Source organism: Saccharospirillum salsuginis (assembly GCF_014651855.1).
Classification (GTDB): domain Bacteria; phylum Pseudomonadota; class Gammaproteobacteria; order Pseudomonadales; family Natronospirillaceae; genus Saccharospirillum; species Saccharospirillum salsuginis.
This window is the reverse complement of sequence record NZ_BMXR01000001.1, coordinates 280588-299609: the sequence shown is the minus strand read 5'-3', so window position 1 is coordinate 299609 and position 19022 is coordinate 280588. Positions and strand designations below refer to the sequence as shown.

12 protein-coding genes are annotated in these 19022 nt (G+C 60.8%); 9 read left to right on the top strand and 3 right to left on the bottom strand.

The window, feature by feature from the left end; all coding sequences use genetic code 11:
* Positions 1 to 19 precede the first annotated feature (19 nt).
* The 3 genes from pyk to hexR form a co-directional block, all read right to left on the bottom strand.
* Positions 20 to 1462: a pyruvate kinase gene (pyk, locus tag IE111_RS01260; RefSeq protein WP_189606677.1), complete on the bottom strand. Its 1443-nt coding sequence runs from the start codon at positions 1460 to 1462 to the stop codon at positions 20 to 22.
* Between the two features lie 92 nt (positions 1463 to 1554).
* The gene (gene gap / locus IE111_RS01255; RefSeq protein ID WP_189606676.1) at positions 1555 to 2580 is read right to left on the bottom strand and encodes a type I glyceraldehyde-3-phosphate dehydrogenase; all 1026 of its coding nucleotides are present in this window, start codon (positions 2578 to 2580) and stop codon (positions 1555 to 1557) included.
* A gap of 537 nt (positions 2581 to 3117) precedes the next feature.
* Complete coding sequence (gene hexR / locus IE111_RS01250; protein WP_308427478.1) at positions 3118 to 3978, bottom strand: transcriptional regulator HexR; 861 nt, start codon at positions 3976 to 3978, stop codon at positions 3118 to 3120.
* A gap of 240 nt (positions 3979 to 4218) precedes the next feature.
* On the opposite strand from hexR, the gene zwf reads away from it, so the two are divergent.
* From zwf to IE111_RS01205, 9 genes are all read left to right on the top strand, one after another.
* A complete protein-coding gene (zwf, locus tag IE111_RS01245; protein ID WP_189606675.1) occupies positions 4219 to 5700 on the top strand; it encodes a glucose-6-phosphate dehydrogenase in 1482 nt (493 codons plus the stop codon).
* Between the two features lie 322 nt (positions 5701 to 6022).
* Positions 6023 to 6715, top strand: a complete 693-nt coding sequence (gene pgl, locus IE111_RS01240) for a 6-phosphogluconolactonase (protein ID WP_189606674.1) — start codon at positions 6023 to 6025, stop codon at positions 6713 to 6715.
* A gap of 73 nt (positions 6716 to 6788) precedes the next feature.
* The gene (gene edd, locus IE111_RS01235) at positions 6789 to 8615 is read left to right on the top strand and encodes a phosphogluconate dehydratase (protein ID WP_189606673.1); all 1827 of its coding nucleotides are present in this window, start codon (positions 6789 to 6791) and stop codon (positions 8613 to 8615) included.
* 2 nt (positions 8616 to 8617) lie between these two features.
* Entirely contained in the window at positions 8618 to 9625 is a 1008-nt protein-coding gene (glk, locus tag IE111_RS01230; protein WP_189606672.1) for a glucokinase, read from the top strand.
* A gap of 53 nt (positions 9626 to 9678) precedes the next feature.
* Positions 9679 to 10311, top strand: a complete 633-nt coding sequence (locus IE111_RS01225; RefSeq protein ID WP_189606671.1) for a bifunctional 4-hydroxy-2-oxoglutarate aldolase/2-dehydro-3-deoxy-phosphogluconate aldolase — start codon at positions 9679 to 9681, stop codon at positions 10309 to 10311.
* A gap of 244 nt (positions 10312 to 10555) precedes the next feature.
* A complete protein-coding gene (locus tag IE111_RS01220) occupies positions 10556 to 13771 on the top strand; it encodes a phosphorylase b kinase regulatory subunit alpha/beta (RefSeq protein WP_189606670.1) in 3216 nt (1071 codons plus the stop codon).
* 338 nt (positions 13772 to 14109) lie between these two features.
* Positions 14110 to 16302, top strand: coding sequence for a 4-alpha-glucanotransferase (malQ, locus tag IE111_RS01215; RefSeq protein WP_189606669.1), 2193 nt, complete (start codon positions 14110 to 14112; stop codon positions 16300 to 16302).
* A gap of 214 nt (positions 16303 to 16516) precedes the next feature.
* Complete coding sequence (locus tag IE111_RS01210) at positions 16517 to 17611, top strand: ABC transporter ATP-binding protein (RefSeq protein WP_189606668.1); 1095 nt, start codon at positions 16517 to 16519, stop codon at positions 17609 to 17611.
* Positions 17612 to 17672: 61 nt separating this feature from the next.
* Positions 17673 to 18959 (top strand): DUF4032 domain-containing protein, encoded by a 1287-nt coding sequence (locus IE111_RS01205; protein ID WP_189606667.1) that lies wholly within the window; start codon positions 17673 to 17675, stop codon positions 18957 to 18959.
* Positions 18960 to 19022: the final 63 nt, after the last annotated feature.

The window sequence follows — 19022 nt, the reverse complement described above, 5'->3', positions numbered from 1 at the left end:
CAAATTGTCGGGCGTCTTTTTACAGGATATTCCCCACGCTGACAATCTTAAGGGTGTTGGTACCACCATGAACGCCCTGGTGGTCGCCGTAACTCAGCAGGACCAGGTCACCGTCCTTGACGATGTTGCGTTGTTTCAGTTCATCCACCGCCAGACGGTTGATCTGATCGTTCGGAACAGCGGATACGTCGAAGGGAATAGCCTCGACACCGCGATACAACGCGACCCGACGCTGCGTCGCTTCCTGGCGTGTCATCGCGTAGATCGGCATGCCGGAGGAAATGCGCGACATCCAGCGCGGCGTCGAACCGGACTCGGTCAATGCGATGATCGCCTTGACACCCTTGAGGTGGTTCGCCGAGTACATGACGGACATGGCGATGGTCTCGTCGATGCGCTTGAACTCGGTGTTCACGCGGTGACGCGACTGGGTGGTCAGCGGGTGTTTTTCCGCGCCCAGGCAGACATCGTGCATCGCCTTGACCGTCTCGACCGGGTAGGCGCCGGCGGCGGTTTCGGCGGAACACATGACGGCATCGGTGCCGTCGAGTACGGCGTTCGCGACGTCGAACACTTCGGCCCGCGTCGGGAACGGGTTGTCGATCATCGACTCCATCATCTGGGTCGCGGTGATGACGACCCGATCCAGAGTACGAGCCCGCTTGATGATGTGCTTCTGCACGCTGATCAGGGCCGGGTCGCCGATTTCGACGCCCAGGTCGCCCCGGGCGACCATGACCACGTCGGAAGCCAGGATGATCCGGTCCAGGTTGTCGTGGTCCAGCGTGGCTTCGGCGCGTTCCAGTTTGGCGACCAGCTCGGCGGTGGCGCCGGCGGCGGCCAGCAACTGGCGGGCTTCGTTCATGTCTTCCGCGCTGCGCGGGAAGGAGACAGCAATGTAGTCGACGCCGATTTCGGCGGCGGTCTTGATGTCTTCCTTGTCCTTTTCGGTCAGCGCCTTGGCGGACAGGCCACCCCCGAGCTTGTTGATGCCCTTGTTGTTGGACAAGGGGCCGCCCTGCGTAACGGTGGTGTGCACTTCGCTGCCTTCGACTTTCTCGACGCGTACTTTGACGCGGCCGTCGTCGAGCAGGTACACATCGCCCGGCTTACTGTCTTCGGCGAGGGCCGGATAGTCGATGCCGACGCGGGTGTTGTCACCGGCGGTCTTGTCGTAATCCACGTCCAGGATGAAGGTCTGGCCGTCTTCCAGCGTAACCTTGTCGTCCCTGAAACGTGCGATTCGAATTTTGGGACCCTGGAGGTCACCGAGGATGGCGATGTACTTGCCGTGCTTGGCGGCGATTTCCCGTACGGCGTCGGCGCGACGTTTGTGGTCTTCGGCACTGCCGTGTGAAAAATTCAGGCGGGCGACATTGGCGCCGGCCAGAATCAACTGTTCCAGGACGTCGTCTTTATCCGTCGCTGGACCCAGTGTCGTGACGATCTTGGTGCGTCTCATGGTCTGATGGTTCTCTTGTTTTCGTATCGGCCAACAGGCTGACTGTAACAGAAAAAGCCCGGAAAATTCCGGGCTTTTAACAGGTCGTTGCCTTACTGGGCGTTCATCAGGGCGACGGTGTTGTCCAGCATGCGGTTGGAGAAGCCCCACTCGTTGTCGTACCAGGCCATGACCTTGACCAGACGACCCTGAACGCGGGTTTGAGTCGCGTCGAAGTTCGAGCTGTACGCATTGTGGTTGAAGTCCATGGAGACCAGCGGCTCTTCGTTGACGTCCAGAACCTTGGCCAGGTTGCCACCTTTGGCGACGGCGTCTTTGATCAACTGGTTGATCTCGTCGGCGGTAACGTCTTTGCCCGCTGTGAACGTCAGGTCGACCAGGGACACGTTGGCGGTCGGAACGCGTACGGCCATGCCGTCGAACTTGCCGTTCAGCTCCGGAACCACCAGACCGACCGCGGCGGCGGCGCCGGTCTTGGTCGGGATCATGTTCAGGGCGGCGGCACGGGCACGGTACAGGTCGGAGTGGTAGACATCGCTCAGACGCTGGTCGTTGGTGTAGGCGTGGATCGTGGTCATCAGGCCGTTCTCGATGCCGACGGTGTCGTTCAGCACCTTGGCGACCGGCGCCAGGCAATTGGTGGTGCAAGAGGCGTTGGAGATGACGGTCATGTCGCTGGTGATGGTTTCGTCGTTGACGCCGAAGACCACGGTCGCGTCCACTTCCTTGCCCGGAGCGGAGATGATGACTTTCTTGGCGCCGGCTTCAATGTGCTTGCTCGCGGCTTCCTTGGTGGTGAACAGACCGGTGCACTCGTAGACCACATCGACGTTCAACTCGCCCCAGGGCAGATCGGCCGGGTTGCGCTCGGAGACGGTGACGATCTTGTCGCCGTTGACGTACAGCGCTTCGTTGTCGTAGGTGACATCGGCGTTGAAACGGCCGTGAACGGTGTCGTACTTGGTCAGGTGGGCGTTGGTCTTGGAATCACCCAGGTCGTTGATCGCGACGATCTCGATCGGGTACTCATTGCCGGCCTGCTTGGCTTCGTACAGGGCTTTCAGGACGTTCCGGCCGATGCGGCCATAGCCATTGATAGCAACGCGGATCTTGGACATGGTGTGCTCCTTAGCGTTTGTTGGGCGGTGGGCGAACCACCGCCGGATTTACTTGGGAATTCGTAACGGTTGAACCGGCTGGATCACTGTGACGGGGCCAGCCGGAGCGTCGTATTCGTCAGTTTCGATCGCTGAGTCGGCGATTGTGCGGAACGTCGTTATCTGTTCGTAGGTGCGTTCCGTCGATATTCCGGGCTACAGCCTGGTCATTTGTCTGTCACAGGGTGTAGCTAACTTTCATAGTTATACAACAAAACAGGGCCATTCTGCCAGCTTTTGGTGCTTTTAGATAGCTGTTTGTAGTTTTATTACATCGTTTGGGCACAGGATAAGACAATTCAACCGCTTGGTCAGGGTGCAGTGTAGACGGGTTTTCGGAGGGTTGGGGTGATTCAGGTCAGGGAGTTGGAGGGTAGGGCAGAAGAGCGGAGCGATATCTGCCGTGAGCCGCACACGGTGCCAACCCTATAACCACAGGCACTCTTGTAAAACGGCAGATCTCGCTGTCGCTCTTCTGCCCTACGGGGTAGAGGCGCCTCACTCCTGATCCGGAGACTTGAACCGGGTCTCGGCCAGGGCGGCCTTGATGCGCTTGAGGTGGCTCTGGAACTCGGGGCCGTGTTTGAGAATCACGCCGGTGGCCAGGACATCGATGATGGTCAGATGCACGATGCGCGACGTCATCGGGGTATAGATGTCGGTGTTCTCCGGGCTGTCGACGCCGAGCAGGATGTGGCTTTCGTCGGACAGCGGGGTGTGCGGCTGGGTGATGGTGATCACCGTGGCGCCGGATTCGCGGGCAATGCGGGCGGTCTCCACTAAAGCGATGGTGCGGCCGGTGTTGGAGATGATCATCACCACGTCGCCCGGCTTGGTGGCCGCGGCGGCCATGCGCTGCTGCAGGACGTCGGTGTAGGCGACGCAGGGCGTATTCAGTCGGAAGAACTTGTGCTGGGCGTCCATGGCGACGCTGCCGGAGGCGCCGAGGCCGTAGATTTCAATACGGCGCGCCTGGGCCAGGGCGTCGACGGTGCGGCTCAGGGCGTTGGGGTCGATCGAGCGCTTGGCATCGGAGATGGCGCTCATCGTCGCCTCGAAGATCTTGCTGCTGTATTCCTCGACGTTGTCGCTGGATTCGACGTTGCGGTTCACATAGGGCGTGCCGGTGGCCAGGCACTGGGCCAGCTTCAGCTTGAAATCCGGGAATCCGGTGCAATCCAGGCTGCGGCAGAAGCGGTTCACCGTCGGTTCGGATACGTTGGCCGCCTTGGCCAGGCTGGCGATACTGGAGCGGATGGCTTTGTTCGGGTCTTCGAGAATCACCTGGGCCACCTTGCGTTCGCTCTTGCTCAGGCAGCTGGGGTTCGATTTGAGGCGCTCCAGTATGTTCAGTGACATGCGTACACAATCCTAGGGGGTTGATTGCTGGCGGATTGTAGGGAATCCAACCCGTCGGCGAAAGGTCGTTATCTTACACTACACTGCCTCTATTGCGGCAGGGGTGCCGTTCTATGGTGCCAAATGACCAGTTTGTGTTGTAAAATTACAAATATAGGCGACATTTGGACCTTTGTACCGTAAAATTGGAAAAAAACTACAGCTTCGCACTGATTTCCATGCGTCGTATCGGAGTCTTCTATGGAACACCTGACAGCCAAGTACCCCTGTAACGTCGTTATTTTCGGCGGCAACGGCGACCTGGCTATCCGCAAATTGCTGCCCGCGCTCTACAACCTCGATCGGGCCGGCTATCTGTGTGAAAACACCCGCGTCATCGGCGCGTCGCGCACCGATCTGGGCCGAGACGGCTACATCGACCTGGTCAAGCAGGGTATGGACGAGTTCATCGACCGGGATGAATGGGACGAGGCCGTCTGGGACCGTTTCGCCGCCCGTCTCAGCTATGTGGCGGTCAACGCCCGCGAACCCGAGACGTTTCAATTGCTCGCCGACGAACTCGACAAGGACTTCAGCTGCCAGGACACCGTCTACTACCTGTCCACGGCGCCGGACTTCTTCGGTGAAATCAGCCGTCATCTGAACGCGACCGGCCTGGTGAACGATCACAGCCGGGTGGTGTTGGAAAAGCCCATCGGTAAGAGTCTGGAATCGTCCAAGGTCATTAACGATGCGGTGTCCGAGGTGTTCGCCGAAGACAACATCTATCGCATCGATCACTACCTGGGCAAGGAAACGGTTCAGAACCTGTTGGCCGTGCGCTTCGCCAACGCCCTGTTCGAACCGGTGTGGACCAATGCCCACATCGACAACGTCCAGATCACCGTCGCCGAAACCGTCGGTGTCGAGGGACGCTGGGGTTACTACGACGACTCGGGCGCCCTGCGCGACATGATTCAGAACCACCTGCTGCAGTTGCTGTGCCTGGTCGCCATGGGTGTGCCGGTGTCGCTGGATACCGACGCCGTGCGCGCCGAGAAGATCAAGGTTTTGAAATCGCTGAAGAAGATGGATATCGAACAGGTGCGCCGCAACACCGTTCGCGCCCAGTACGCCGCCGGTACCATCGGTGGCCAGCAGGTGCCCGGCTATCAAGAGGAAGAAGGCGGCAAGCCGAATTCCCAGACCGAGACCTTTGTCGCCATTCGGGCCGACATTCATAACTGGCGCTGGCGCGGTGTGCCGTTTTACCTGCGCACCGGTAAGCGCCTGCCGTCGCGTTACAGCGAGATCGTCATCCAGTTCAAGGATGTCCCGCACTCCATTTTCCCGCACGGGTCCAACCTGAGCGGCAACAAGCTGGTGATTCGCCTGCAGCCGGAGGAATCGATCCAGTTGTTCATGATGAACAAGCTGCCGGGCCTGGGCGAGGGCATGCAGATGACGCCGGTGACGCTGAACCTGACGATGCCGGACCACATCGCCGATGTGCGGGTGCCGGAGGCTTATGAACGCCTGATTCTGGATGTGATTCGCGGTAATTCGACCCTGTTCGTCCATCGTGACGAAGTCGAGGCCGCCTGGGTCTGGGCCGACGCGATTCTGGACGGTTGGCGCCAGTCCACCGTAGCCCCGCATGCTTACCCATCCGGCAGTTGGGGGCCGCAGGCGGCATTCGAACTGGTGGCTCGGGACGGCCGGAGTTGGCACGAGAGCAGTTGATGGACGGGTTCGAATTGGCACGTTGTTTCCGAGTCGGGAACCCGCGTCCGGTGCCGGGTAAGACCCTCCTGGGCCGCTGTGAATACGTCCATGTAAGCTAGGCGGCAGCATCCCTGCTGCCGACTGCCCTGGAGTGTCTCACCCGGCACCGGACGCTAGCCAGCGATAGCACCGTACGTAGGGCAGAAGAGCCTTCGGCGACATCTGCCGCTGGAAGCCGGGTAGGGTGGGCATCGCCCACCATGGAAGAATTACCGCCCAATAAGGCCACCGCCAACAAAACCGGACACAATGAAAGATTGAAGAGAGGCTCACACGAATTATGGAACGCTTGGAATTTGACAGCCGCGACGCGCTGACCGAGAAGCTGGCCGGTGAGGTAATCGCCCGCCTGAAAAAAGCCATCGAAGACAAGGGCGAGGCCGGTCTGGCGGTGTCCGGGGGTCGTACGCCGGTGGATCTGTTCAAGGCGCTGAGTGAGGCGGACCTGGATTGGTCGAAGGTGACCATCACCCTGGTCGACGAGCGTTGGGTGGCACCGGACCATGACGACAGCAACGAGAAGTTGGTGCGCACTCACTTGCTGCAGAACAAGGCGGCCGCGGCTACCTTCATTCCGCACAAGACAGCGGCCGAGTCGCCGTTCGAGGCCGAAGTCGAAGTGAACAAGGCGCTGGCCGCCCTGCCGGAGGAAATCACGGTCACGCTGCTCGGCATGGGCGAGGACGGTCATACGGCTTCCTTCTTCCCGGGCGCGGAGACGCTGCATAAGGCGCTGGATACCAAACACCATGCCGACTGCTGCGCGGTGGTTCCGAAGACGGCGCCGCACCCGCGCATGACGCTGACTTTGAAGCGGATTCTGCGCAGCCAGTGGATTGTGCTGCACCTGACCGGCGACGGCAAAAAGCCGGTGCTGCAGCAGGCATTGGAAGACGGGCCGGTGGAGGAGTTGCCGGTACGGTCGGTGTTGAAGCAGTCACTGACCCCGGTTTCGGTCTACTGGGCCGGTTGAGAGGACGCTAAACGCATCAGGGGGGCAAACGGGGTTTTACACGGCGCCTCCCGGCAAGCATAGAGGTCAAAACATGAACGACACCTTGTTACGGGTAACGGAACGCATCATCGAGCGCAGCCGTCCGTCCCGGCAGAAGTATCTGGATCGCATGCGCGATGCGGGCGAGCACATCCCGGACCGCAAGCAACTCAGTTGCGGTAACCTGGCGCACGGTTTCGCGGCCTGTTCGGAGTCGGAAAAGAACACCATCAAGCTGATGAATGCGGCCAATCTGGGCATTGTAACGGCCTACAACGACATGTTGAGCGCGCATCATCCGTATGAACGTTTCCCGAATATCATCAAGAGCGCGGCGCGTGAAATGGGCTGCACGGCCCAGGTCGCCGGCGGTACTCCGGCGATGTGCGACGGGGTGACCCAGGGCCAACCGGGCATGGAACTGTCGCTGTTCAGCCGCGATACCATCGCCATGGCTACGGGTGTGGCGTTGTCGCACAACATGTTCGACGCGGCGATGTACCTGGGCGTCTGCGACAAGATCGTCCCCGGCCTGGTGATCGGCGCCTTGCGTTTCGGCTACCTGCCGACCGTCTTCGTACCGGCCGGTCCGATGCCCTCCGGTCTGCCCAACAGCGAGAAGGCGCGTATCCGCCAGGAATTCGCCCAGGGCAAGGTGGGTCGCGATGAGCTGCTGCAGGCCGAGTCCGATTCCTATCACAGCGCCGGTACCTGCACCTTCTACGGCACGGCCAATACCAACCAGATGTTGATGGAATTCATGGGGCTGCACCTGCCGGGCAGCAGTTTCGTCAACCCCGACAACGTCATGCGCGATGCCTTGACCCGGGAAGCGACCCATCAGGCCGTGCGCATCACCAAGCAAAACGGTCGTTATACCCCGTTATTCGACGTTCTGGACGAACGGGCCTTCGTCAACGGCATTGTCGGTTTGCTGTCGACCGGTGGGTCGACCAACCTGACCATCCATTTGATCGCCATGGCGCGTGCCGCGGGCATAGTCCTGACCTGGGATGACTTCTCCGATCTGTCCAAGATCGTGCCGTCTCTGGCCAAGGTGTACCCGAACGGTATGGCCGATGTGAACCACTTCCACGCGGCCGGTGGCCTGGGTTACGTCATGGGTGAATTGCTGGACGCGGGCCTGCTGCACAACGATGTGAAAACCATCATGGGCGAAGGGCTGAACCAGTATACCCATGAACCCTTCCTCGACGATGACGACATTGTCTATCGGGACGGTACGCGCGAGTCGCTGAACGAAGACATCGTTCGTCCGGCCAGCAATCCCTTCAACCCCCAGGGCGGGTTGCAGGTCCTGAAAGGCAATCTGGGCACTGGCGTCATCAAGGTGTCGGCGGTCAAACCGGAGCAGCGGATCATCGAAGCCCCGGCGGTCATTTTCGAAAGCCAGCACGACCTCCAGGCGTCGTTCAAGGCCGGCGATCTGGATAAGGACTGCATCGTCGTGGTCCGTTTCCAGGGGCCCAAGGCCAACGGCATGCCGGAACTGCATAAACTGACGCCGCCGCTGGGAGTGCTTCAGGACAAGGGCTACAAGGTGGCGCTGGTGACCGACGGTCGCATGAGCGGCGCCTCCGGCAAGGTGCCGGCGGCGATTCATATGTCGCCCGAAGCCAGTGAAGGTGGCCCGCTGGCCAAAGTCCAGCCCGGCGATGTCATTCGCCTTGACGCCGAAGCCGGCACGCTGGAGATCAAAGTTTCCCCCGAAGAATGGGAGCGTCGCGAACTGGTGCGGGGCGACCTGTCCGGCAATCAGTTTGGCGTTGGCCGTGAATTGTTCGCCCACATGCGCGACGCCGTCAGCGCGGCGGAGCAGGGCGCGACCGTGTTTCGTTTTGAAGATTTCGAGGACTGATCATGGCCCAATACGGACTCATCGCCGACATCGGCGGCACCAACGCCCGGTTCGCGCTGGCGCCATTGAAGGACTTTGACCCGGCCAGCGGCCTGGCCCTGGCGGAAGACGAGCTGGTGGCGGTCGCCGCGTTGAACGGTGCGGAATACGACACCATCGGCGACGCCGTGCGCGCCTATCTCGCCGGCCCGGCGGCTGACTACGAGCGCCCCCGGCATGCCGTTATGGCGATCGCCTGCCCGACCGATCGGGACCAGATCACCATGACCAACCACACCTGGGCGTTCAAGGTCAGCGAACTGCGGGTCGAGCTCGAACTCGAGACCCTGAAGTTCATCAACGATTACAACGCCCTGGCCAATTCCATTCCTCACCTGGGTGACGACGGCCTGATCAAGGTCGGCCCCGGCGAAGCCGTGCCCGGCTGGCCGATGGCGGTCACCGGCCCCGGCACCGGCCTGGGTCTGGCCGGGTTGGCGTTCAGCGAAACCGGCCCGGTGACGCTGGAAACCGAAGGTGGCCATGCCCATTTCGCGCCGACCGACGAGGTCGAGATGCACATCCTCGGCTTCCTGTTGAAAAAGTACGAGCGAGTCTCGATCGAGCGGCTGTGCAGCGGCATGGGCCTGGAGAACATCTACGAAGCCCTGTGCGATCTGCGCGGCGTAGCCACCGAGAGCCTGAAAGCACCGGACATCTCCGGTCGGGGCCTGGCCAAGCAGGACCCGATCTGCGAGGAAGCCCTGGCCCGGTTCTGCGCCATCTTCGGCAACTACGCCGGCGATGTCGCCCTGACGCTCGGCGCCAAGGGCGGCCTCTACATCACCGGCGGTATCATCCCGCGCTTCATCGACTACTTCCACAGCAGTCAGTTCCGGGCCCGGTTCGAAGCCAAGGGTCGGTTGCGCGGTTTCGTCGAGCACATCCCGACCTATGTGGTGGTGTCGAAGCAGCCCGGTCTGCTGGGCGCGGCCGCCGTACTGAACCATCGAGTCAACAAACAGCATTAATGACGAGAAGGCGCCGAAGCGGGTGCCCCTCCTCCAGAGAAGAGATCGACATCATGACGTACCAAGTTCAGGACATCCTGCAACAAGCTTACCCCGTAATGCCGGTGTTGGCCGTGCACCGCGTCGAGGACGCCATTCCGTTGGCCAAGGCGCTGAAAGCCGGTGGCCTGACGGTGCTGGAAGTGACGTTGCGCACCGACGCGGCGATCGACGTCATCGCCGAAATGAAGAAGGTCGACGGTGTGATCGTCGGCGCCGGTACCGTGACCCGGGTCGAACAGCTCAAGCAATTGGAAGAAGTCGGCGCCGACTTCGCCATCAGCCCCGGTGCCACGCCGCGCCTGCTCGAGGCCGGCCAAAGCCTCGACATGCCGTTTCTGCCGGCGGTCGCCAGCGTCTCCGAGATGATGCAGGCGATGGAACTGGGCTACACCCACTTCAAATTCTTCCCGGCCGCCGCCAGCGGCGGTGTGTCCGCCCTCAAGGCCTTCGCCGGTCCCTTCCCGGACGTGCGTTTCTGCCCGACCGGCGGCATCTCGGTGAAGGACTTCAAGGACTACCTGGCGTTGCCGAACGTGATGTGCGTTGGCGGTTCCTGGATCGTCCCGGCCGATGCGCTGAATCAGGGCGATTGGGGGCGGATCGAGCAGTTGGCCCGTGAGGCCTGTGAGTCGGTTCAAAGTTAAGAGGTTGGGCCGAGTGGGGTGGCTGGAGTGAGTGGTGAGTCGGGGTTGTCTCGGCGGATATCGCTTTGCTCTTCCGCCCTACATTTCAGGCAGGGTATCGTAGGGCAGAAGAGCGAAGCGATATCTGCCGTCCGTGCAGACCCCAACCCCCCAAATTCCAACCCCTCTCCCCCTGGTCCACCACCAGAAACCGATTACAATGCCCGACTTGTTGTAATCCCCGATCCGCCAAGAGATCACCGAGATGTCCATACCCAGCCACGAACACCGCATTGAACGCCTGGATCACTATTTCGAGGAGGTGAACGCCACCATCCTCAGCCGACAGGATCCGGTCACCGGCTTGTTCCCGGCCAGCACCGACGTCAACGACCACGGCGACTACACCGATGCCTGGGTACGCGACAACGTCTACAGCATCCAGGCTGTCTGGGGGCTCTGGCTCGGTTATCGCAAACTGGACCACAACCCGGAACGCACCGAGTATCTGCATCAGAGTGTGGTTCGGCTGATGCGCGGCCTGTTGGCGGCCATGATGAAGCAGGCCCACAAGGTCGAGCGCTTCAAGTACACCCAGAACCCGATGGACGCTCTGCATGCCAAGTACGAGACCAGCAGCGGCGACGTCGTGGTCGAAGACCACAAGTGGGGTCACCTGCAGCTCGACGCCACCTCGATCTACCTGTTGATGCTGGCGCAAATGACCCGCTCCGGACTGGCGCTGATCGAGACCGAGGACGAAGTCAATTTCGTCCAGAATCTGGTCTGGTACATCGGTCGTGGCTACCGCACGCCGGATTTCGGCATCTGGGAGCGGGGCAACAAGATCAACAACGGCCGGGTGGAGATCAATGCCTCCTCGGTCGGTATGGTCAAAGCGGCGCTGCAGGCCATGCGCGACCTCAACGTGCTCGCGGACGGCCGTCAGAGCGGCGTCATCCATGTCGTGCCGGACGAGATCGCCCGCTGCCGCACGACGCTTGAAAACCTGCTGCCGCGCGAATCCCTGTCCAAGGAGGTCGATGCGGCCTGCCTGTCCGTCATTGGTTACCCGGCCTTCGCCGTGGAGAAATCCAGTCTGGTGCGCAAAACGCGCGACCGCATCCTGAACACCCTGGCCGGACCCTACGGCTGCAAGCGGTTCCTGCGCGACGGCCACCAGACGGCGCTGGAAGACCACAATCGCCTGCATTATGAAGAACACGAACTGCGCAATTTCGAACACATCGAATCGGAATGGCCGCTGTTCTACGCCTTCCTCTACCTGGACGCGCTGTTCGCCGGAGACGAGGACAAAACCCAGTCCTACCGGGAACGCCTCGACGGCCTGCGGGTCGAAAAAGACGGCCTTTGGCTGCTGCCCGAACTCTATTTCGTCCCTGGCGATTCGATCGAGGCGGAAAAGGCCAATCCCGGCAGCCAGGCGCGCCTGCCGAACGCCAACGTGCCCTTGGTCTGGACCCAGTCGCTCTACACCCTGGGCTGCTTGGTGCACGAAGGCGTGATCGACGTAAGCGATCTGGACCCGAGCGGCCGACACACACGCATCGGCAACAAGGACCGGGCGACGGTCATCGTCGGTGTGCTGGCCGAGAATGAAACCGCGCGGGAAAGGCTCACGGCCGAAGGCTTGTTCGCCGAAACCCAGGACGAGCTGGACCCGGTGCGGGTTCTGCCGCCACTTGAGTTGGCCCGGGTTTTCAACGTCGTCGGCCAGAATCGCAGACTCGGCCTGACCGGGCGACCGCAACGACGGCCGCGCTCGCTTGCCACAGCCCAGCTCTATCATCTGGCCGGCGAAAGTTGCGTCTTTCTGCCTCAGTTCCAGAACCGGGACACCTTTTACCTGGCGTCCGACAACCGCCTGCTCAGCGAAAAGGTCAAGGCCGAACTGAGCTACATCAGCCGCCACTGGGACCAGGACGGCCAGCCGCTGATGATGCTCTACATCACCGAACCCATGACCCGGGCGCGCGATGCCGAGGCCCTGTTCGAACTGGTGCGTGAATTGATGAACGGCCGCTGCGGCGATGTCGACGTGCGCGCGGGCGCCTTGCTCGGCCTGCTCGACGAGGTGGGGGTAGAGCGCATCGATGACTTGAACGACTACTACCTGCCCGAAGGCCTGTCGCTGGTACCGCGACGGCGCAAACAGTGGCTGCCCTTCGACGCCCGTCTAAGCCAGCCGGTTGTGCCTTCCATTATGGCCCTGCTCGAACCCGAGGAGAGCCGCGAGACACAAATCGACCGGTTGAGAAACAGTTCCAACCTCTACGAACAGATCGACATCCTCACCGACCTGGCCGAATCCGACGGTCTGGATGACGACCTCGGCATCGCCCCGCGCGTCACCGTCAAGGTGTTGCTCGAAGAGGTCTACCGCAAGGCCGGAGAGGCCCACTTGTGGAGTGTGACCCGCAAGGCCGCCGGTGTGCTCGGCAAATACTGGGGCGGGCTTGAAGACGCCGTCGCCGAAATCCTCGCGCGGCAGCGCATCATCGTTGTCGGTCGTGCCTACACCGACCAGGGCACCATTCGCGAACCGCTGGGCAACAAGGACACCCTGGCGCTGATCAACGCCAATTGCGGCGACGACCGGCGCGAGGCCATCCTCAACCAGGAAATCCTCGTCATTCTGTCGGTGATCATGCGCGGCGAACCCGAGCTGTTCCAGGGCATGATGACCGTCCGCCCCGGCCATCTGGCCATGCTGATCATGGGGCAACTGGCCGAAGCCGACCACCTCGAACCCGACCAGGCCTTCGAACGGCTCGCCGCGCTCAGTCCGTTCGAGATCCAGAGCCGCATCCGAGACATCCTCGGCAGTTATACGCAGGAAGTCGGTCGACTCTTCGTCACCGAGTCCCTGCACCCGAGAACCGATCCGACCACGCTGCACACGGTATCTCTGGACGACACCCCAGAACCGTTCGAGCTGGGTTCGGCCCGTAACTGGCTGCAATGGCGGGAACAACAGGGCGTCATGCCGCGCCTGCCCGAAGGCTTTTACCAGAACCTCTGGAACCTGCTCAAACAGTGCCACGGCCTCGTCCTCGGCGACCGGTTCGATTCCAGATCCCGGTTGGAATCCCACATTCTGAACCAGATGACGGCCGGCGAACCGCAATTCGCCCAGTTGGTCGAACGGCTGTTCAACCACATCAAGAGCCCGTCTTACCGGCAGATGACCATCGAAGCCCTGCTCGGCCTGATGACGTTCGCCCAGGCCAACCCGGACCTCGAACTCGACGACCACATCATTGTCGAAGTCATCATTTCCCACGCCGTCCGCCTTAACTGGATCGCGCAGTACCCGGACCAGGCCGGAGACTACAACCAGTACCGGGGCCAGGCCTGGCAGGCCTTCTATCGAAGCGCCCCCAGCCAGGTCAAAGCCCGCATCCTGGAATCCGTCACCTACCTGATGCGTATGAGTCAGGAGCAGGGTGCTCCTGCCTGATTGTGCGGGGGCAGTCGAGTAGGGTGGGCATCGCCGACCATCGAAGGATACGTTGGCTCCGGCTTGTCTCTTGGCTGAACGTTTGGTGTCAAGGTTGCTTATCACAGACTGGTGGGCGGTGCCCACCCTACCAGACTACCACCCCCTCACCCGGCACGGCCCACAGGCACAAAAGCAAACCCAGCCAAAGGTGGAGCAACCACAGTAAAATCCACCTGCAATAAATTCAGCCCAACCGGAACGCAATTCAGTGAGAATTTAGCCGGTGGCCTAGTTACACTGATGGAAGTGGTCAACACGACCGGATGTACCGCATTGCCGAGAATAAAGAGGTGAATATGGCGCAATGGGAACTGGCGGCGAAAATCGCCCACCTGAGAAACATCTCCTCCCGGTTCATCGACTACCGGGGCAATGAAGTGGACGTACCGCCGGACAACATCGCCCTTATTCTCCAGGCCATGGGCTACGACCTCGACGATGACGCCGGGCTCGAACGCCATGCCTTCGAGCTCGATACGCATCAATGGAAAGAACTGCTCGAACCGGTCTGTGTGCTCAGTCCCATGCGGGACTGGAGCCTGCCGCTCTACCTGCCCGAACCGGACACACATCAGGGTGGCCACTGGCGCTTTCTCGGTGAAGACGGCCAAACCCGATTGAGCGGCGATTTTCGGGCGGATGAACTGGCTGTCAGCGGCGAATACTGGCTCGATGGCGTACGTCACCTGCGCCTGCAATTACCCCTGCCGACGGACCTGCCGCTGGGGTACCACGAACTGACACTCACGGTTGGCGAACGCCGGGCCACCACGCCCTTGATCGTCACTCCCGAAACCAGTTTTCAGCCCGAACCCATGGTGCGGGGCGATCGGATTTGGGGCACGGCGATCCAGTTGTACACATTGAAGTCCGATCGCAACTGGGGCATGGGCGACTTTACCGATCTGGCCGGGCTGATCCGGGATATGGCGGCTCAGGGAGCCGATGTCATCGGTCTGAACCCGATTCATTCCCTGTATCCGGTCAGCCCCGAGCATGCCAGCCCCTACAGCCCGTCGAATCGAAGTTACGTCAATGTGCTGTACGTGGACATCGAATCGGTCCCGGAATTCGAGCAGGCCGAGCCGTTGAAAAAACGCGTGCAGGGCACCGAGTTCCAGGCCTTGCTGCAACGGCTCCGGTCGACATCGGATGTGGAGTACACCGGTGTGAGCGCGGCCAAGTACCAGGCCCTGCGTGAGCTATACGAGGTGTTTCGCGAACGCCATCTGGGCCAGGGGACCGAGCGCGACCGGGCGTTTCAGGCGTACATCGAGAACCAGGGCGAGCCTCTGTTTCAGCATGCCACTTTCGAAGCGTTGCTGGCTCACTTCAAGGCGAAGGACATCAATGCCTGGGGCTGGCCGAAATGGCCCGAGGCCTATCAGGACCATCACAGCGAAGCCGTGCGCCGGTTCACCGAGACGCATGCCGATGACGTGACCTACTACCAGTACCTTCAATTCATCGCCGACGAACAGCTCCAGGCGGTGAATCGCCTGGCCCATGAGCTCGGCATGAAAATTGGCCTGTATCGCGATCTCGCCGTCGGCGCGGACCGGGGCGGGGCCGAAATCTGGACCAATCGGGAGAGCTTCTGTCTGGACGCGGCGGTCGGCGCGCCCCCGGATGCGCTCGGCCCCAAAGGGCAGAACTGGGGGCTGCCACCGCTCGACCCGGTGAAACTGAAGGCCCAGGGCTATCAGACCTTCATCACCCTGTTGCGCAACAACATGCGGGCCTGCGGCGCGCTGCGCATCGACCACGCCATGGCGTTGCTGCGGCTGTGGTGGTGTCCGCCGGGCAAGAGCGCGGCCTATGGCGCCTATGTCTACTACGATCTGTACGACCTGCTCGGCATTCTCAATCTCGAATCGCAGCGTAATCAGTGCATGGTCATCGCGGAAGACCTGGGCACGGTACCGCCGGAAGTGGTCGAAACCTTTCCGCGCGCCGAGTTGTATTCCAACAAGGTGTTCTATTTCGAGATGGGCGAAGCCGGCTGCACGCCGCCGGAAGACTACGCCGAGAAGGCGCTGGCGATTGTATGCAACCACGACATGCCCACCGTCCACGCCTTCTGGAAGATGAGCGATCTGGGTCTGCGATGGGAATTGGGCATGTTCGCCAGCGAGGACGATTACAAAAACGAACAAAAAAACCGGGCCTGGGCCAAGCAGGCCATCCTCGATGCCCTGAAAGCATACGGACGCCTGCCCGACGGGCACCCGGAACGGGCCGAGGACATCCCTGACATGACACAGGCCCTGTGTTTCGCCATCCACCACCATCTGGGGTCTTGCCGCTCGCAGATCGTCGCGGTACAGCTGGAAGACCTGATGCTGATCAACAAGCCGGTCAATATTCCAGGGACCAGCGACGAATACCCGAATTGGCGTCGAAAACTGACCCGGTCGAGTGCCGATTTGTTCGAAATGCCCGAAATTCAGTCGTTTTGTCGAGAGATGACCGCCATTCGAAAGGCCTGACAGGCCCGTCTGATGGGCTCCGATGCCTTTGAAACGCCGATGCCAAGCGGTTGGGCTTGCATTTGGTAGTATAATTACGGCTATAATGGACGAAATCGATCGAGCGACGTCAAAGCTGTGAAAGAAAATTACAAGCAGCTCTTTAGAGGCTCGACGGGGCCCACCGCACGCGGTGGGGCGACGGTTGCATAACGACAAAAACGAGTGGAAGCAGATGGCTAGTATTACTTTCGAGAACGTTGTTAAAAGCTACGGTGACGTGAACATCATCAAGGGCCTGGATCTGGAAATTCAGGACAAGGAGTTCATGGTACTGGTCGGCCCATCCGGTTGTGGTAAGTCCACGACCTTGCGCATGATCGCCGGTCTGGAAGAAATTTCCGACGGCAAACTCTTCATCGGCGACCGGGTGGTCAACAATGTTCACCCCAAGGATCGCGACGTGGCCATGGTGTTCCAGAGCTACGCTCTGTACCCGCACATGTCCGTGTTCGAAAACATCGCTTTCGGTCTGCGCCTGCGCAAGATGGACAAGACCGAAATCGATCGCCTGGTCAATGAAGCCGCCGAGACACTCGGTCTGACCCATCTGCTGGATCGTAAGCCCAAGGCACTGTCCGGCGGTCAGCGTCAGCGTGTGGCCCTGGGTCGCGCCATTGTTCGTAAGCCGTCCGTCTTCCTGTTCGACGAACCGCTGTCCAACCTGGATGCCGAACTGCGGGTGCACATGCGCGCCGAGATCGCCAACCTGCAAAAACGCCTGGGCATCACCTCCGTTTACGTGACGCACGATCAGGTCGAAGCCATGACCATGGGCGACCGCATCGCCGTGTTGCACGACGGCAACCTGCGTCAGGTCGGTACGCCGCTGGATCTGTACGACACGCCGCAAAACGTCTTCGTGGCCCAGTTCATCGGCACGCCGAACATGAACATCCTGAAGATGAAAGTCTCCGACGACGGCAGTGAACTGAGCCACCCGGACATCACCATCAAGACGCCGGATCGCTGGAAAGCGGGCGTCAGCGAGCGCAAGGGCGGCCAGGTCATCGTCGGCATTCGTCCGGAGCACATCACCGACACCGACGACCACGGCTGGGCCAACACCGGCAAGATCAAGGCCAAGGCCGAAATCGTCGAAACGCTGGGTCACGAAGTGGTTGTTCACAGCCGGATGGATAACGAAGAGAAGCCCGTCGTTGCCAAGATGGACGTGCACCGCGTACCGAAAATCGGTCAGGAGTTGGTGTTGGAATTCAACGCCGACAAGATCCACGTCTTCGACGCCGAAACCTCCGAACGCCTCTGATCGACGGTTCCCGTTGTCATAACCTTAAGGAAAGCCGGCTTACCGCCGGCTTTTTAATGCCATGAAAATACAAATCGCGTCACCGAGCCACTACATCACCGACCTGCGTTATCCCTGGTCCAAGCACCTCTCGCAATGGCCCCCCGAGCTGTTCGTGGAGGTGGCCAGGGGCATTCATCGCAATGTGGTGCGTTTCATCAGCAACAAAGGCGAAGTCTATGCCCTCAAGGAGCTGATGACGCCCATCGCCCGTAACGAATATCGCCTGCTGCGCGAACTGGCTGAAATGGGGTTGCCCGTGGTCGAGGCGGTCGGCCTGATCACCCACCGCGACGAAGGGGTGTCCGAAGCCCGGCGTACCTACGAACTGGTGGGCGAGCCGGTCGACATGAAGAACCGGGCCTTGTTGGTGACTCATTATCTGGATGGGGCTCTGCCGTATCGGGTAATCATCCAGCAGGGCATTTCCGTCGAGCAATTGAACCACATGCTCGATGCGTTGGCCGAGCTACTGGTGCGTTTGCACCTGTCCGGGTTTTACTGGGGCGACTGCTCTCTGTCCAACGCCCTGTTTCGCCGCGACGCCGGACTGATGGCCGCCTATGTGGTCGATGCCGAGACCGGGGAGATGCGCGAAACCCTGTCCGATGGCCGGCGCGAATACGACCTGGATCTGGCCGAGATGAACATCGGCGGCGACCTGATGGACCTGGAAGCCTATTGCGGTGGCCTGCCGGGTAAACAGGATCCGGTCGACCTCGCCAATTCCCTGGTGACCCGCTACAAGGCCCTGTGGAACGAACTGACGCAGGACGAGGTGTTCGAACCCGAGGATCAGTTTCGCATTGAAAAACGCATTCGTCGCCTGAATGAACTCGGCTTCGATGTCGAGGAAATGGAACTGACCACGGTCGACAACGGTCAGCGGGTGCGCATGGTGCCGCAGGTGGTGGAGCATTGGCACCACCGCCGGCGGTTGAACAACCTGACCGGGTTGCAGGTCCAGGAAAACCAGGCCCGTCGCCTGCTGAACGACCTGAACCGATACCGGATTTACCTCAGCGACAAGGAAGGGCGTGATGTTCCCGAACCCGTCGCCGCCTATCGCTGGCTGTCGGAGGTGTTCAACCCGACCATCGAGGCCATTCCGGAGGGGATGAAAGGGCGTCTGGACAACGCCGAACTGTTCCACGAGGTGCTGGAACACCGCTGGTACCTGAGCGAGGCGACCGGCAAGGATGTGGGGCAGACCAAGGCGACCGATTCCTATGTGAACACGGTTCTGAAGCCGCGCAAGAAAGGCGGAAGCAGTCGCGAAACCGATCCGTTCGTGTCAACGGACAAATAGCCTTATTCATTGATCTCACCGGTGTGTTCGGTCGATTGTACTGTATTAGACTACACTGAATTA

Bases quoted from the DNA above. Each gene is read 5' to 3' on its own strand.
- pyk (WP_189606677.1), bottom strand. From the start codon at position 1,462: ATGAGACGCACCAAGATCGTCACGACACTGGGTCCAGCGACGGATAAA.
- gap (WP_189606676.1), bottom strand. From the start codon at position 2,580: ATGTCCAAGATCCGCGTTGCTATCAATGGCTATGGCCGCATCGGCCGG.
- hexR (WP_308427478.1), bottom strand. From the start codon at position 3,978: ATGTCACTGAACATACTGGAGCGCCTCAAATCGAACCCCAGCTGCCTG.
- zwf (WP_189606675.1), top strand. From the start codon at position 4,219: ATGGAACACCTGACAGCCAAGTACCCCTGTAACGTCGTTATTTTCGGC.
- pgl (WP_189606674.1), top strand. From the start codon at position 6,023: ATGGAACGCTTGGAATTTGACAGCCGCGACGCGCTGACCGAGAAGCTG.
- edd (WP_189606673.1), top strand. From the start codon at position 6,789: ATGAACGACACCTTGTTACGGGTAACGGAACGCATCATCGAGCGCAGC.
- glk (WP_189606672.1), top strand. From the start codon at position 8,618: ATGGCCCAATACGGACTCATCGCCGACATCGGCGGCACCAACGCCCGG.
- IE111_RS01225 (WP_189606671.1), top strand. From the start codon at position 9,679: ATGACGTACCAAGTTCAGGACATCCTGCAACAAGCTTACCCCGTAATG.
- IE111_RS01220 (WP_189606670.1), top strand. From the start codon at position 10,556: ATGTCCATACCCAGCCACGAACACCGCATTGAACGCCTGGATCACTAT.
- malQ (WP_189606669.1), top strand. From the start codon at position 14,110: ATGGCGCAATGGGAACTGGCGGCGAAAATCGCCCACCTGAGAAACATC.
- IE111_RS01210 (WP_189606668.1), top strand. From the start codon at position 16,517: ATGGCTAGTATTACTTTCGAGAACGTTGTTAAAAGCTACGGTGACGTG.
- IE111_RS01205 (WP_189606667.1), top strand. From the start codon at position 17,673: ATGAAAATACAAATCGCGTCACCGAGCCACTACATCACCGACCTGCGT.